Genomic DNA, 15,812 nt, shown 5'->3' on the forward strand with positions numbered 1-15,812 from the left:
CGGCTTGACAGTTGCGCCTGACGGTCCCGAAATGGCAGGTTGCGACTGCGCGTGGGCGTGGGGGGGGGGGGGGGGGGGGGGGGGGGGCCGGGGGCGGGGGGGGGGGGGGGGGGGGGGGGGAAGGGGGGGGCGGGGGGGGGGGGGGGGGGGGGGGGGGGGGGGGGGGGGGGGGCCGCGGGGGCGAGGGGTCGACGCCCTACTCCGGTATACCGATGCGGCTTGGGATGGAGGCGTCTGGCAGCCGACGCCACTGGGTCGTCAGATGTTTCTGTCGTTCGACGGCGCGGACCTCATCATGGGTGACGGCGAATCGGCGACGCTCGCGAGCTTCTCTCCCAGCGGTACCTGGAAAACCGGCCCTTCGCTCGGCGCGATCGCCGCGCGCAAACCCACTGATGACGATGTCGATGCGGGGATTCTGGCATTGCTCGCACTGGCGCCCAATCGGCAATCGCGGGCGATTCATGACATCTTCGCTCGACTGCCGCGGCCGGACGTCATGCCGCCCTGACGCATTGGCGAGTACGCCCGCGCTACACGTCAGCGACCGCCACGTCGGTCCGCGCGAAATCCTCACCGACGCATAACAATGGCTCGTTGTGCGCCATGGATAGAGCATACGCGAAGCAGTCCCCGAAGTTGAGCGCCGCGGTGTGCCCACCACGCCCGAATCGGGCGGCCGCATCCCGCGCGATGGCAAGTTGCTCTGCATCGAACGCAATCACCGTCGCCCCGAGGTCGCGCAACAACCGATCGAGCAACGACTCTGCGCCGGTCCCGTATCGCCCGATGACCACCAGGGAAAGCTCCAGCACGGTGGCCGCAGAGACGAGGCGTACGGAATCGCGCTCGATTGCCGCCAGCAGGCGATCCGCCCCCTCCTCGCTCTGCAGGATCGCAACGAGTGCCGACGTGTCGATGACCATCGTTTAGCGCGGAAGGCCGTGTTCGTCGTAACCCAGCAACTCCTCATCGGAGCGCACGTCGAGCACGGGAAACTCTCGCATGCGTTCCTGCACGCGACGCACCCGGGCCGCGAGCGGATACGCGCCTCCGCGACGCGTCTCGCGCGCTAGACGCTCCTCGAGCGCTCGACGGATCGCCTCCGTGAGCGATTCTCCCGTAGCTGCCGCCAGCGCACGAGCGAGTCGATCGGTTTCCTCGTCCTTGATGCTGAGCGCCATGGGGTGTTCTAGAAAGGTGCCTTGGATTCTATATAGCTCGACACCACCCTGCAACAGGATCTCTGCCTCGAGTGCGGGCGCCACGAATTCGCGCCCCGGTGGCTTTGGCATGGGGACACTCGTATCCTATCGCTCCATCCTCGCCCGGAGCCCCCCTCATACCCCCAGCCCGCTTCATCGTCATGGGTGTCGCCGGCGCCGGCAAGTCGCTCATCGGCGAGGCGCTCGCCCGCGCCCTCGACGTCGACTTCGTCGAGGGAGACGCGTTCCACAGCGCCGAGAACGTCGCGCGCATGGCGGCCGGCGTCCCGCTCACCGACGAACTCCGCGCCGGATGGCTTCAGCTCCTCGCCGACCGGCTCGCCGCCGCCCATCGCGACGGCACCGGCATCGTGATCACCTGCTCGGCGCTCAAGCGTGCCTATCGCGACCTCCTGCGCGCCGGCGCCCCAGACGTGCGCTTCGTCTTCCTCACGGGGGGGCGTGACCTGCTCGCACAGCGCCTCGCCGCGCGGCGCGGGCACTTCATGCCGCCATCGCTGCTCGACAGTCAGTTGGCGACGCTCGAGGAACCCGCGCCTGACGAGGCACCACTGACCTTCGACATTGCCGAGTCTCCGCGCGACATCGTGGCCGCGCTCCTTGCGCGCCTGCGCGAGGACCAATGACGCCGGACACCCGCTTGCTGCTGTACGCGCTCGGCGCCGTCGTCGCGCTGGTCGTCCTTATCGCCCGCTTCAAGCTGCACCCGTTCCTCGTCCTCATCGCCGTCTCACTGGCCATGGGAATCGCCTCGGGGATGCCGCCAGCTGCAGCGATCAAGGCGTTCCAGGACGGCGTGGGAACGGTGCTCGGCTTCATCGCCGTGGTGGTGGGGCTGGGGACGATCCTCGGGAAGATCATGGCCGAGTCGGGGGCGGCGGCGCGCATCGCCACCACGCTCATCGCGCGCTTTGGCGAGCACCGCGTGCACTGGGCGATGATGTGCGTCGCCTTCATCGTCGGGATCCCCGTCTTCTTCCAGGTGGGGATCGTGCTGCTGATCCCGCTGGTCTTCTCGCTGGCGCGGCGCACCGGGATGCCGCTCATCAAGGTGGGGCTCCCGTTGTGCGCGGCGCTCTCGGTGGTGCACGGGCTCGTCCCGCCGCACCCGGCGGCGATGCTGGCGGTCGATGCCTTCAAGGCCGACACGGGGCTCACAATCCTCTACGCGATCGTGATCGGGCTCCCCATTGCCGCTCTGGCCGGGCCCATCTACGCGTCGTGGATCGCCCCGCGCATCCAGCTGCAACCCTCCACCGGGCTCGCCGCGCAACTCGAGGAACACACGGAGCGCGAGATGCCCGCCTTCGGCATCTCGGCGTTCACCGTGCTCGTCCCGGTGCTGCTGATGCTCGTGGCCAGCACGGCCAGCGTGGTGCTCCCGGCCGGCCATGCGATGCGCGCGCCGCTCGAGGTGATCGGGAGCCCCATCGTCGCGCTCCTGCTCGCCGTCTTCTTTTCCTACTGGTCGTTAGGGCGTGCGGCGCACTTCACGCGCGAGCAGTTGCAGCGCTTCACCAACGACTGCCTCGCCCCCACCGCGACCATCCTGCTCATCATCGGCGCCGGCGGCGGCTTCAACCGCGTGCTGGTGGAGAGCGGTGCGGGGCGTGTGGTGGCGGAACTGGCCGCCGGGTCACAGGTCTCGCCGCTGCTCCTGGCGTGGCTCGTCGCGGCGCTCATTCGCGTTGCCACCGGCTCGGCGACCGTCGCCATGACCACCGCCGCCGGCATCGTCGCCCCCATCGCCGCCGCCACGCCGGGGACGAGCGCCGAGCTGCTGGTGCTCGCGACCGGCTCGGGGTCGCTGGTGCTGTCGCACGTGAACGACTCGGGCTTCTGGCTGGTGAAGGAGTTCTTCGGCATGACGGTGTCGCAGACGCTGCGCACGTGGACCGTGGCCGAGACGATCATCGGGGTGGCGGGTTTGGGGCTGACAATGCTGCTGGCGCGGGTCATCTAGTCATCTCCTCAGGGACTGTCGCTCCCCGCGTGAGCTGCGCGTGACGAGGTCGCACGCGCGTTGCAGCTCCGCCGCCCCGCGCGTCTCTCCACGACGAGCCGAGCCTCCCCCACATCGCTGAGCGCGCCGCACGTGACCAACCGCACATATCCGCACACCGTTGTCGCCACCATCACCGACGATGTGGGTCCCATCGACCGAGGGGCCAAGTACGAGGATCCACTCGACGCCGTGTTGCAGCAGGCGGGGCTTGGCGCGGTGTGCGGCGGGGGATCGCAGATGGATGCGTCGCGCAAGATCGCCTTCGTCGACATCGAGGTCGAACTTGCCGACACCGATCGCGCGCTCGAGCTGCTGCGCGTCACACTCAAGCGACTCGGTGCCCCGGCTGGCTCCGTGCTCACCTTCTCCCGCGATGGCGTCATGCAGGTCATCGCCATCGATACGGGCGAGCCGGCGACCGCTCCCAATGCTGGCACGAGCGCGATGTCGCGCCGCCTGCTCGACATCGATGAGGACGACGAAGGCGACGAGGGTGACGAGGACTACGATCGCGACGCGTTCGAACCGCACTACGACGACGCGCTCGTGCGCCAGACCGCCGATCGCCTGCTCGCGTCGTATCGCACGCTTTTCGTCGACGCCTATCCGCTCGGCCCCATCAATCGCGACGCATACCAGCCCGAGGTCTTCGAGTGGTACGACGCCATGACCGCGTCGCTCGCCTCGCGCGGCTTCACGCCCTTGGGTGACCTCAAGATCGTCAAGGACGCCTCCAAGCCGGAGCCGGGTGCCGGTCCGTTCGCGCGCCGCTTCGTGTCCAACGATCACGTGCATCGCATCGACCTCTTCCAGATGAAGGGAGCCGCCGATGCCCCGTGGACGCGCGTGGTGAACATCGTCGCTGAACTGAGCGACGGGCGCTTTGTGTGGACGAGCACCGCCCCGCCGCGGTGGAACACGCCGGATCATGTCCTGCTCGAGTACATCCCCGGTGATACACCAGTGGAGAAGGTGCTCGACTCGCACGTGGCACGTCTCGAAGCGCAGCTGAGAGCCAACGCCGGCGCGACGACCGTGACGTTCGCGACGCTGGCCGAGGTGCTCGCCTCCGAGAACCGCTGCCAAGCACGCACGGCGGCCTTCCGGCGCGCGCAGGGCGTACCGTCGGTCGATGAACTGGTGCGCCTTGGCTCCGAGCGCACGCTTGCCACGCTCACACATCGGGCGATGCATGAGACGGTGTTCGGCGGCGCACCTGCGGTGCCTACCGATTCCAGCGAGTGGCACGTCACCAGCGTCGACCTGCCCAAGCAGGAGAGCGGCGCGATGTCGTACCCGGCGCTCATCGAGTTTGCGCTCGACCAAGGAACGAAACAGGTGGCCGAGGTGGGGTCCCCGCTCAACCCGTTCCTCGTGACCGAGACGGGGCGCGCGCACTTCTTCGTCTCCCTCAAGGGCGATGGCGACCCGATGGAGATCGCCCTCAAGACGCTCCGCGCCGAAGCCAAGGGTGCCACCGCGTGCGCGCTGGTGCTCGACTCACGCATCACCATGCGCGACGGAAAGAAGACCGACGCGATCGTGGTGATGGCCTCCCGACGCGACGGATCGTTAGGCGCAACCTGGGCCCAGGGCTATCGCCCCAAGGGACTCTTCCGCTCGTTCAAGGTGCTCCCCATGCGCGAGCAGGTGGCGACGTCGAAGAACCTGTTCACCGAGGCCGAGGCGGTCGGCGGCCAGGCTTAGCCCCCTCGACGCAAAGCGGCCGCCACAGCACCCGCTACGGCTACGGCTGCACCCGCCGCTCCTGCCGGAACTTCTCCACCATCCGGATCAACTCGGCGTTGGTGAACGGCTGCCATCCATGCGGCTTCTTGGGGCGCCCGTACTCGAAGGTGAAGTTCGCCTTGGGGCCGTCGAGCTTGGCCGTCTCCTCCTCCATGAGGTACACCGCCAGCTGCAGGTAGTGGTTGTCCATGTCGCCCACGTAGGTATGCACCTTCCCCGTGAGCTGCGGCCCGATCGTCGCCCAGTGCTTCTTGAGGTACAGGGTGAGGTCGAAGTGCTCGCGCCAGTAGGCGGCGACCTCCTGGTCGATGGTCCCGGTACGACGGTCCCACAGGCGCCGCGGATAGCCGTCCTTCCCCACTGGGCCATACGAGGCATCGAAGGCATCGAACTGCTGGCCACTGCGCGCCTTGCTCCCCAGCACCGCCTCCAGCTGTGACATCTGCCGGTTGGTCACCATCGGCTGCCCCTCTTCCGACTGCATCATGTAGCGCTCGGGCACCGGCGCCGTGCTGCTGTTGGGGACGAAGGCGTTGGTGTCGGCATAGTTGTCGACCAGCTGGTTGCGCCGGAAGTCGACCGGGTCGGGATAGAGACACCACCCGCCGCCAAAGAAGTCGGGGCGCTGGATCTGCAGCGCCAGGCACTCCCACCCGCCGGTGGAGCCGCCGGTAAGGAAGCGCGCGTTAGGCTCGGGGAGCAACCGGAAGCGCTTCTCCAGCTCCGGCACCAGCTCGTTGAGCAGCGCATCCTGGTACGGCCCCTGGTTGACCGAGTTGACCGCGTAGGAGTCGTCGTACCACGGCGTGGGGTGCTGCCACGTGACGGCGACAAAGCGTGGCATGTCGTCGCGCTGCCAGCTCTCGGCAAACATCCATCCCGGCTCGCGCGCACTGCGCTTGAGGCGCGCCTCGCGCTGCGCCGGTGTCTCGGTGCCCGGCTGCTCGGTGAAGCCGAACGGCGCCCCCTCCCCAAAGTGCCCCTGCTGGTAGATCACCGGATAGCGCCGCCCCGGCTCCTCGTCGAACCCCTTGGGGAGCAGCACCGTGGCCCCGATATACGTGTCATGTCCCCACCACTTGGTGAGCGACGGCGACTTGATCTTGATGCGCTTGACCCACTTGGTGTCGGGGATGGGGGCGATGGGTGGGATGACCGCGTTCAGCGTTAGGCGCACGGTCGCCCTTGCCTTGGGGTCCCAGCGGACCTTGATCGGCTCGCTGATCAGGTTCCCCGGCGAACGATTCCACTTCTGCCCTTCCCACTGGTCCCAGTGCACCCAGAGCGTGTGCCCGTCGGCGCGCGTGACCTGCGTGTAGACGTTGAGCACCGCCTGCACGGTGTACTCGCCCGCCGGCAGGTCACGAAGGGAGGCGAACGGATAGCCGAGCGTGTCGGGCGTGATCAGCGCGGCGGCGCCCGGCTTCCAGTCGCTCACGTCGGCGGCGAACATCGGCGCCGTTCCGCCGTAGCTCCCCGCCTGCAGCCGAGGCTCACGGGCGCCATCGCGGGCGAAGACGACGAATACCCGGCCGGTGCGTGGTCCATCGAGCGACGCCGGGTAGCGCACCTCGACACGCTGCGCGGAGAGCGCGTGCATCGCGGCGAGTGAGGAGAAGACGACCGAGAACGCAGCGCGTACGAGGGCGTGCATGGTGAGATCCGGTTGGTGGAGTACGGGGAATCTGCAGCGTGCGAGGGTGCCGCCGGAATAGGGGAGTTGCGCATTCGATGATTAGCCACAGCCCATGGCCATCGGTCATCGCGCGCGCGTCGCGAAGATCAGCAATTCCCCGACACATCTTTCAGACCGATCGTGCCGATACGCGCTCATACACGAATTCACAGGAGGTGAAAGGTGATCGCTGCCATCGGCGCCCTGTCCGGGGGTCCGGCCGTGGGAAGCGAGACTGTCGACTATGTCGCACGGATTGCCGAGCTGCGTCGCCAACTGGCGGCCATCCAGCGCAAGCTGGCCGAGGCCGCGAAAGGAGGCGCGAGCGAGCTGAACACGATCACGCAGCAGTCGCTCGCTCAGCAGGTTGTCGCACTCCAGGCACATATCGCGGTGCTGCAGCTGCCGCACGTGTCCGTGCCGGCGCTCCCCGCGCTCTTGCCGGCCAGCCCACCGTCCTCCTCGCAAGGTGCCGCACATAGCACCGCACGCGGCCCGTCGCCCGGCGCCGCGGCAGGCGCGGTGCACCGTGACGCGCCCCAACCTCCAAGCGACCCGCTCGTCTGGGGGCACGTCGACCGCGAGGCCTGACGCCACGAACGGCACCGGCCATATAGACGACGGCGACGCCGCGCTTTCGCGCGACGCCGCCGGTTGTCACATCCGCTCGCGCGGATCTCACTCCGATGCCGTCACCCGGTGCGGCCCGTTCCGGCCAGTCGCTCAGGGAATCGGCTTCCCCGAATCCTCCAGCAGCTTGGCCGCCTTGGCAATCAGCTCCCCCTCGCGGGCGAGCGCTGCCGCCAGCTTGGTGACCTGCTCCTGGGCCAGCGCCCACTCCTTCTGCTCGATCGCCTCGCGCACGCCGGGCATCGTCTTCACGCCGTAGCCAGTGTAGTAGCCCGGGGCATACAGCGCGTGCTGGTACCACGGGCGCTTGGGGAGCCCGTCGGGAATCAGCATCACCTGGTCCGACTGGCGCAGCAGCGCGTTCACCCTGCCTAACGCCGCGGCGGTCGCCGCCCCGCTCACCACGTTCCCGTACGCCTTCTCGTACCGCTCGGCCGACCGCTGGAGCGAATCGACGGCGTTCTGGATGGGGGCGAAGTTGAGGTGCGGCGCCGGCGCCTGCGCGGTCGGTGCCTTACGCGGGTCTCGCGGGTCGTTCACCGCGGCAAAGGTCCCCTCGGCGATCTTCCGGTTGAGTTCCTCGATGTCCTTGGCCGTCTTCTCGCGCAGCGACGTCACCTCGCCCAGGTAGCGCGACGCCGTGGCCGACAGCCCGCCAAACTCGGCCGGGAGCACGTCGGCGTTGGCCACGCGCATCACCATCATTCCCGCCACCTGCGCCAGCGCCTTGCCGTAGACGAACGACGTATCGCTGTACTTGGTGTACCAGGTGAAGGTGTCGTAGATCGAGTGGTAGATCCCGCCGCCATCCTCGCCGCCGAAGCCGATGTTGAGCGTAGGGACGCCGGCGTGCTGCAGGAACGGGGTGAAGTCGGAGCCGGAGCCTAACGCCTCGAGGCGCATATCCTTGCGATTGCGCGCCTCCACGTCGCCCGAGACGATGGCCGCGGCGCGGGCACGCTGCAGCACCGAGACGTTGGTCTCGGGGTCGGTCACCTCACCGGCCACCTCGGTGACGAAGCGCTCGAAGGCGTGCGAGCCGGCCGCCCCCAGGAAGCCGCGCCCGTTGCCGTCGGTGTTGAGGTAGAACACCCCCTTGCCGCGCATGTCGGCCATGTGCTCTTCCACCCACTCGGTGGAGCCGAGCAGGGAGGGTTCCTCGCCGTCCCAGGCGGCGTAGATGATCGTGCGCTTGGGGCGCCATCCCTGCTTGACCAGCTCGCCTAACGCGCGGGCCTCCTCCAGCTCCGCCACCATCCCCGAGATGGGATCCTCGGCGCCGTTCACCCACCCGTCGTGGTGGTTGCCGCGCATCACCCACTCGTCAGGCAGGGTGGATCCCTTGAGCGTGGCGATCACGTTGTAGAGCGGCGCCTGCGTCCAGTTGAATTCGAGCTTGAGATGGACCTTGGCGGCGCCAGGCCCCATGCGGTAGGTGATCGGGAGGCCGCCGCGCCACGCCGCCGGGGCCACCGGGCCGCTGAGCGCGGCCAGCAGCGGCTGCGCGTCGGCGTACGAAATCGGCAGGACGGGGATCTTCATGATCGTGATCGCGTCCTTCTGGTCGAGCCGCTTTGCCCCTGGCGATGATCCCACGCCGGGGGTCAGCGGGTCGCCGGGATAGGTCGGCATGTCGAGCACGCTGCCGCGCTGCACGCCGTCCTTGGGGCGGTACGGGCCGTTCGGATACGTCTCCCCTTCGGCGTAGCCGTCGTCCTTGGGGTCGGAGTAGATCAGCGCACCGACGGCACCGTGCTCGTACGCGACCTTGGGCTTGATCCCACGCCACGACCCGCCATAGCGGGCAATGACGATCGCCCCCTTCACCGAGATCCCGCGCTTCTCCAGCTCCTCGTAGTCGGCCGGGACGCCGTAGTTCACGTAGACCAGCGGCGCCGTGACGTCACCTTCGCCCGAGTAGGCGTTGTACGTGGGCAACTGCTCGGCGCGCTGGCTGGTACTCGGGTCTTCCTTGAGGATGGGCTCCTCGAGCTTCGCCTTGAACGTGGTGGGAGCCACCAGTTCGAGCACGCGAACCTTCGGCGTGGGAAAGAGGACGTCGAAGCGCTCCAGCTTCGCCTCCCATCCATACGACTCGAACTGCGCCTTGAGCCACTCGGCGTTGTCCTTGCCGTAGGGCGACCCCAGGTGGTGTGGGCGCGCGGCCAGTCGGCGCATCGCCTCGCGCATGCGCGCCGGCTCCGGGATGGTCTTGTACTTCGCCTCCCACTCGCGCTGCACCTTGGACGAGGCAGCCGAGTAGCCGCGAATGGGGGGCGGATCGTCGGCGCGCGGCGTCGCGGCCAGCAGGAGCGGGACCAGGAGCGCGGGGTAGGCGATCGATGGGGCGATGCGTGACATGTGCGGTCGGGTGTTCGGGAGGGACGGCTTTTGTACGAACGAAACGTCGGCCAGGGGACCGACGCGCCGAAAGATGGCGCCTAGAACGTCACAACTTGTTCGCTGCGGTCGCCCGCATGGAAGTAGAGCGTCTGCCGTCGGTCGCTTGGCTGAGCAATGACCACGGCGACGTTCTGCTGGTCGCTGAAGGTCTCGAAGAGGAGTTGGTCGCGCAGCGCGAGGCGAGTGACCGGGCGTGCCGCCTTCCATTGGACCAGCACCTGCCACACCGGCTGGTCGCCCTCGAGGTCGGCTGCACCATCCAGCAGCTCGGCGGTGAGCGCCACGTTGTCGGCGCGCACGCCAAACGTGCGGTTGAGATACGCCGAGAGCAGCCGCTTGGAGGTGGAGTCGTCGCCCACGGGGTGCTTGAGCGCCCGGGTCACGTCGTCGCGGAAGAGCCGGATGCGCGCGACCACGACGCTCCCTTCCACCACCACGCGCGCGTGCGAGAGGTGCGTGTCGTGCACCACCGACGCGTCGGCCGCGCCCACAGTCGTGAGCGCGGCCATTGTCAGCTGCAACAGCTTTGCCTTCACCAGCAAAAGCGACGGCACCGTCACGGAATGACGCGCGGCGGCGCCTTCCAGGTGTTGTTGTCGCGGTTGATGTCGGCGAAGACTTCGTTCGGATCGACCACCACCTGTGCGATCCCCTTCTTCCCGAAGAAGCCCCAGGTGAATTCCTTCTCGTTGTTGCGCCAGACGTCGGCGGGAAGCTTCACCACCTGCTTGGTACCATCCTCGTAGGTGATCTCGAGGTGGATGGGCATGATGAGGCCAGCGCGCTGCTGCACCGTGACGCGGTGGTACTCCTCCCCCTTCCGCTTGTCGCCGCCGAGTTCCTCGCCCTTCTGCGACTCGACGTTGGCCACCGCCTGGTCGTTGGCGTAGGTGGTGTAGAACATCCCGCGCCAGAACCAGTTGACGTGCTCACCGGCGCCGTTGACCACCGTGCGGAAGAAGTCGGCCGGCTGTGGCTTCTTGAACGCCCACTTGCGCCCGTACTCCAGGAAAGCGCGGTCGAACGACTCCGGCCCCAGCACCTGCTCGCGCAGCATCACCAACGTCGCCGCCGGCTTGCTGTACGCCTGGTTGCCGTAGTTGGCAAAGACCACGTCCGACTCAGTCATCATCGGCGCCTGGTTGGGATCGCGGAAGTAGTCGACGATGTTCTTGGCGGGACCGCGGCGCGACGGATAGTTGGGGTCCCACTCCTTTTCCGCGTAGTACTGCACGAACGAGTTCATCCCTTCGTCCATCCACCCCCAGCGACGCTCGTCGCTGGCGAGGATCATGGGGAACCAGTTGTGGCCCACCTCGTGGATGGTGACCGAGATGAGACGATAGGGGAGCGACTCATCGTACGTGCCATCGGGGCGCGGACGCGCGCCGCAGAAGGCAATCATGGGATACTCCATCCCACCCACCGAGCCGTGCACGTTGCTGGCGACGGGATACGGATACTCGAGCACCATGCGCCCGTACGTCACCATCGTCTGCTTGATCGCCTTGGTGCTGTACTTGTCCCACAGCGGCATGGCGTCGCGCGGGTAGACCGAGTGCAGCTCGATCGTCTTGCTGTCGGGGCGGTACTTGAACCCCATCGCGTCCCACACGAAGGTGTGCGATGAGGCCCACGCAAAGTCGCGCACGTTCTCGGCGGTGAAGCGCCAGGTGATGGGCGCCGTCCCCGCGGGGCGCGTGGCGGGTGACCCGATTTCGCCCGGCTGGACGATGAAGACGGGGGCGTCGCTCTTCATGGCCTGCGCCAGACGCGCGCGCTGCGTGGTGGTGAGCGCCTGCGCGGGGTTCTGCAGCACCCCCGTGGCGCGCACGATGTGATCGTGCGGCACCGTGAGGCTCACGTCGAAGTTGCCGAACTCCTGGTAGAACTCGCCCTGCGAGTAGAACTGGTCGTTGGTCCATCCGCCCACATCGTCGTACACGGCGGCGCGCGGGTACCACTGGGCAATCTCGTACAGCCATCCGTCCTTCACCTTGTCGCGCGCGTTGCGCTGCGTGTTGCGCCCGATCTCGGGGACCTTGTAGCGCCAGTCGATCGTCAGGCGCACCACGCCGCCGGTCGCCAGCGGAGCGGGGAGCTCGATGCGCATCGACGTCCCGTTCACGAAGAACGGCGCATCCTGGGCCCCCTTGCCGCTCAGCACCTGCACCTTGCCGATGTTCATCCCGAGGTCGTTGTCCTGGCCGGCCATCCCCAGGGCGCGCAGCGCCTGCGGCGACAGGTTGGCCATCGACTTGGGGAGCGGACGCGAGGAGAGCGAGGCGCGCGAGTCGGTGCGCTCCACGTTCTGGTCGAGCTGGAACCAGAGGTAGGTGAGCGCGTCGGGCGAGTTGTTGTGGTAGGTCACCGTCTCGCTCCCCGTCACCTGGTGTTCCAGCGTGTCGAGCGAGGCCTTGATGACGTAGTCCACCTGCTGCTGCCAGTACTTCGGCCCGGGACTCCCCGACGCCGTGCGGTATTCGTTGGGGGCCAGCCACTCCTCGATCCCGCGGAAGTTCGACTGGTTGGTCTTCTTGTTGGGATCGGCGTTGAGCCACTGCGGCCCGCTGGGGGGCGTTTGCTGCTGGGCGGCGGCGGGAGCGGTCGCCAGCGACGCCACGAGTGTCGTGAGGACGAGGCGGCCGAGTGCGGTGCGGGTCGTGCTGCGGGTCGTGCTGCGGGTCGTGGTGCGAGTCATGGACGGGCGACGATGGGGAGTTCGACGGGGCGCGGCCGGTCGCGGACGTCCAGCGGCGGCCTGGGATGGTGTCCGCGACCTTCTCGTCCTGATACGCACGGGCGAGCGACGCCGTTCGCGGGGAGCGCGCGAGGACTCGTGGATCGCCCCCCGCCCGGGCGCGGAGCCCCAGTCTCGATCGCCCCGCCCCTGGCGCGCGTGTCGTCCGGGCTCGTCGGGAGTTCGTCGGCCGGCGACCGTCCGGTGACGCGCGCCCGCACCCACGCGATCGCACCCACGCGATCGCACCCACACGATGGCCTGCGACCGGCCGGGACTGCTTCGACGTCCCGGGCTGGCTCGGACGGAGTGGCGCGTCGCCAGCGTCGCGTGCCCGCGGCCGCCGCGTTCGCACGCGCCGCCTGTGATCCACGACACATCGGACAGGCGTTAGGCAGGCCCGGCCGTGGTTAGGCAATGGCTGAGGATGGCACGGACTCGTAGTTCCCCGGGTGTACTAACGATCCGAACCGGGGATAGCCTGTGCGTCCCGGTGGTACGATTCACGGCACGCGCATGGAGGAACCATGGCTCGACTCACCATTCCGCTCGACGCCTCGGGCATCGAAGGCTTCGACCCCAAACAGCAAGTGAAGGTGCTCCTGACGTCCGGCGGTAAACCGGTCGCATCACAAGCGGTGGCGTTCGACCGGAAGGGGCAGGCGCAGGTCGGGTTCGACATCGACACGAAGCAGTCGGGGCTGCGGGTCATCGTCGGCCCGCCAGATGCAACCGACGAGGAACTCACGGGGCTCCAGACCATCGGGCTCGACATCCCGCGCCGACGCTTCTTCGGCAAGGACGACCTGGCGATCCCCGCCATTCGCATCACCCCCTACTACTGGTTCTGGTGGCTGCGGTGGTGTCGCACCTTCACCATCCATGGGCGCGTGGTCTGCCCCGATGGCTCCCCCGTCCCCGGCGCCGTCGTCTGCGCCTACGACGTCGATGCCTGGTGGTGGTGGTGGAGCAAGCAGCAGGTGGGGTGCGCCACGACCGACGCCAGCGGCTCGTTCACCCTCACCTTCAAGTGGTGTTGCGGGTGGTGGCCGTGGTGGTGGTGGAGGCTCCGCCGCTGGTACGTGGAGCCCAAGCTCGCCGAGGTGATCTACGGCGCGCTGCAGCGCGATCCGCGCGTGCCGCGCCCGCCGCTCCCCGATCCGGCCCCCGACCTGTCGCTCTTCGATCGATTCCTGGGCGAGCCGTCGCTGCCGCGCTCGGTGGGGCGCGCAGCACTCGCCGCACCCGCGCGCGTGCTGACCACGGCAGCAGCGGGGGCAACGCCCACGCGGAATCGCGCCGCGGCAGGCGCGCTCGTTCGTGGTCGCGCCGCCGTCGCCCCGGTCGAACCGTCGCTCCTGGATGGACTGCGCGAGCGACTGGTGTCCAGGCTTCCGAACATCCCCGCGCTCGATGCCGTGCGCCTCTGGCCGTGGCATCCCTGGCAGCCGTGGTGGGACTGCACCCCCGACATCGTCTTCCGCGCCACGCAAACGTGCGGCGGCACCGAGCACGTGATCGTCAACGAGGGGTGGTTCTCGGCGCGCTGGAACATCGCGCAGGTGAGCAACGTGACGCTCACGGCGACCGATGATGCCTGCTGCGTCCCCATCAACGACTGCATCGAGGGCGAGTGCCTGGCGCTGGCCAAGGTGTGCAGCGTCGACGCCGACCAGGTGGGCGGCAATCCCGGCGCCGACCCGACGCCGGTGGGGTACGCCTTCCCCAACGTCATCTCCAACGGTGGCGACGCCCCGTTCGCGGAACAGGTGAACATCCGCGGCACGGCGCAGTGCATGAGCGACATCGACTACTACGAGATCGAGTTCTCCGACGACGATGGGGCAACGTGGCAGCTGATGCCGTCGCAGGCGTTAGGCACCTTCGCGCGCGAGTACTGGGACTTCGCGCTCGGCACCGACGTCGATGTCCCGTTCAGCGCGCAGGTCCCCATCGACGGCCGGCACGTGTACGAGACGGTCGAGCACTACGAGGCCACGCACACCCCGGCCGACTGGGGCGCGACCAAGGTCTGGCTCGGGACCAACATCGACATGGTCGTCCCCTGGCTCACGGCGCCGACCTTCGCCGACGGGACGTACACGCTCCGGGTGGTGGGCTACGACGAGGCCGGCGGCGTCCTCTCCAACCCGCGCGTCCTCAAGGTCTGCGACTCCCAGGCCGACGCCGAGATCATCGTCACGACCGACAACCAATCGACCTTCCCCGCTCCGGGGCCGCTCAACAACCCGTGTGGCGGCGGGACGACGCACGGCTGCACCAACGAGCCCGAGACCGACATCCTCGACGCGCGCATCGTGCACGCGGGCGGTGGCCAGACGACCATCGGTCCGTGCGGCGAGGTGCGCATCGCAACGGGGGACATGCTGGAGGTGGACTTCGTCGCCCATGACGCGCAGGGGCACCTGGCCTGGTACTCGCTCATCGCCACGTACGGCGAGAACCTGGCACGCGACCTCGTTGCGTTAGGCGGGACGCTCACGCCGCTCCCCGGTGGGGCACCGCCGGTGCCGGCGGCCGCGCAGGTGGGCCCCGACTACGCCACCGCACGCTCGGCGCCGCAGAACGCGGCGGCCCCCACGTGGACCGGCGGGGCGATTCGCCTCACGATCAGTGCGGCCATCGCCTTCCCCGAGAGCTGCTGCTACCAGCTCGAGCTCCGGGCCTACAAGCGCACCATCGTGAACTGCCAGGCCAACAACACGCATCGCAACCTGAGCGAACGCTCGTTCCAGGTGTCGGTGTGATGCGCGCGACACACGACCGCCGATGAGTGCACTCCTCCTCTTCGCCGGGCTGCTGGCGACGTGGCGGGTCACGCACCTCATCACGGCGGAGGACGGACCATGGAACCTCGTGGCCCGCCTCCGCCAGGCGGCGGGCGCCGGCTTCTTCGGCGACCTGATGGACTGCTTCTACTGCACGAGCATGTGGGTGGCGCTCCCGATGGCGTATTGGGTGGGGACGAGCTGGCCGGCGCGCGGCGTCGCCTGGCTCGCCCTGTCGGGGGGCGCGATCCTCATCGAACGACTCATCCCCGATCGCCGCGACCCGGCGAGCGGACCCTAACAGGAGACAACAGCATGTGTTGCGGAAAGAACCGTGCGGCGGCACGGGCCGCCGCCGTGGCCGGCGGAGTGGCCGGGCGTGGCCACGCGGCCACCGCCGTCGCGCCGGTCCCCCCGTCGGCCACCAGCGAGATCATGTTCGAGTACGTGGGCAACGGGAGCGCGGCGATTCGCGGCCCGGTGAGCGGGCGCGTGTACCGCTTTGCCGCCCCCGGTGATCGCGTGCGCGTCGACGCACGCGACCGTCCGGGGCTCTCGTCGATGGCGGCGGTGCGCTGGGTGCGGTAACCTTCGC

14 protein-coding genes are annotated in these 15,812 nt (G+C 68.5%); 8 read left to right on the plus strand and 6 right to left on the minus strand.

The features are described from left to right. Positions 1-262 precede the first annotated feature (262 nt). The gene (locus IPN47_27415) at positions 263-511 is read left to right on the plus strand and encodes a hypothetical protein (GenBank protein MBK9411712.1); all 249 of its coding nucleotides are present in this window, start codon (positions 263-265) and stop codon (positions 509-511) included. A gap of 22 nt (positions 512-533) precedes the next feature. Here IPN47_27415 and IPN47_27420 read toward each other — a convergent pair whose 3' ends face one another. Then, on the minus strand, positions 534-926 hold the full coding sequence (locus IPN47_27420; GenBank protein MBK9411713.1) for a type II toxin-antitoxin system VapC family toxin: 393 nt from the start codon (positions 924-926) through the stop codon (positions 534-536). Positions 927-929: 3 nt separating this feature from the next. Further along, complete coding sequence (locus tag IPN47_27425; protein ID MBK9411714.1) at positions 930-1,184, minus strand: type II toxin-antitoxin system VapB family antitoxin; 255 nt, start codon at positions 1,182-1,184, stop codon at positions 930-932. A gap of 182 nt (positions 1,185-1,366) precedes the next feature. On the opposite strand from IPN47_27425, the gene IPN47_27430 reads away from it, so the two are divergent. The 3 genes from IPN47_27430 to IPN47_27440 all read left to right on the plus strand — a co-directional run bounded on the left by IPN47_27430 (position 1,367) and on the right by IPN47_27440 (position 4,938). Next, entirely contained in the window at positions 1,367-1,852 is a 486-nt protein-coding gene (locus tag IPN47_27430; protein ID MBK9411715.1) for a gluconokinase, read from the plus strand. Next, positions 1,849-3,189, plus strand: coding sequence for a permease DsdX (locus IPN47_27435; protein MBK9411716.1), 1,341 nt, complete (start codon positions 1,849-1,851; stop codon positions 3,187-3,189). Before IPN47_27430 ends, IPN47_27435 begins: the two co-directional genes overlap by 4 nt. A 132-nt stretch (positions 3,190-3,321) precedes the next feature. Then, a complete protein-coding gene (locus IPN47_27440) occupies positions 3,322-4,938 on the plus strand; it encodes a hypothetical protein (protein MBK9411717.1) in 1,617 nt (538 codons plus the stop codon). Positions 4,939-4,978: 40 nt separating this feature from the next. Here the strand turns inward: IPN47_27440 and IPN47_27445 are convergent, their stop codons facing one another. Continuing rightward, positions 4,979-6,634 (minus strand): hypothetical protein, encoded by a 1,656-nt coding sequence (locus IPN47_27445; GenBank protein ID MBK9411718.1) that lies wholly within the window; start codon positions 6,632-6,634, stop codon positions 4,979-4,981. A 204-nt stretch (positions 6,635-6,838) separates the two neighbouring features. Here IPN47_27445 and IPN47_27450 point away from each other — a divergent pair, with 204 nt between their 5' ends. Continuing rightward, a complete protein-coding gene (locus IPN47_27450; protein ID MBK9411719.1) occupies positions 6,839-7,246 on the plus strand; it encodes a hypothetical protein in 408 nt (135 codons plus the stop codon). Positions 7,247-7,378: 132 nt separating this feature from the next. Here the strand turns inward: IPN47_27450 and IPN47_27455 are convergent, their stop codons facing one another. The 3 genes from IPN47_27455 to IPN47_27465 form a co-directional block, all read right to left on the minus strand. Then, positions 7,379-9,646 (minus strand): M28 family peptidase, encoded by a 2,268-nt coding sequence (locus tag IPN47_27455; protein ID MBK9411720.1) that lies wholly within the window; start codon positions 9,644-9,646, stop codon positions 7,379-7,381. 80 nt (positions 9,647-9,726) lie between these two features. After that, positions 9,727-10,242: a hypothetical protein gene (locus IPN47_27460; protein MBK9411721.1), complete on the minus strand. Its 516-nt coding sequence runs from the start codon at positions 10,240-10,242 to the stop codon at positions 9,727-9,729. Positions 10,243-10,244: 2 nt separating this feature from the next. Beyond that, positions 10,245-12,389 (minus strand): M1 family metallopeptidase, encoded by a 2,145-nt coding sequence (locus tag IPN47_27465; GenBank protein ID MBK9411722.1) that lies wholly within the window; start codon positions 12,387-12,389, stop codon positions 10,245-10,247. 566 nt (positions 12,390-12,955) lie between these two features. Between IPN47_27465 and IPN47_27470 the strand changes: the two genes are divergently transcribed. From IPN47_27470 to IPN47_27480, 3 genes are read left to right on the plus strand one after another with little or no spacing between them, the layout of a single operon-like run. Beyond that, positions 12,956-15,196, plus strand: a complete 2,241-nt coding sequence (locus IPN47_27470; GenBank protein MBK9411723.1) for a carboxypeptidase regulatory-like domain-containing protein — start codon at positions 12,956-12,958, stop codon at positions 15,194-15,196. A 22-nt stretch (positions 15,197-15,218) separates the two neighbouring features. Continuing rightward, positions 15,219-15,518: a DUF1360 domain-containing protein gene (locus IPN47_27475; GenBank protein ID MBK9411724.1), complete on the plus strand. Its 300-nt coding sequence runs from the start codon at positions 15,219-15,221 to the stop codon at positions 15,516-15,518. A 14-nt stretch (positions 15,519-15,532) separates the two neighbouring features. Beyond that, complete coding sequence (locus IPN47_27480) at positions 15,533-15,805, plus strand: hypothetical protein (protein ID MBK9411725.1); 273 nt, start codon at positions 15,533-15,535, stop codon at positions 15,803-15,805. Positions 15,806-15,812: the final 7 nt, after the last annotated feature.

This window comes from Gemmatimonadota bacterium (genome assembly GCA_016719105.1).
In the GTDB taxonomy this organism is placed as follows: Bacteria; Gemmatimonadota; Gemmatimonadetes; order Gemmatimonadales; family Gemmatimonadaceae; genus SCN-70-22.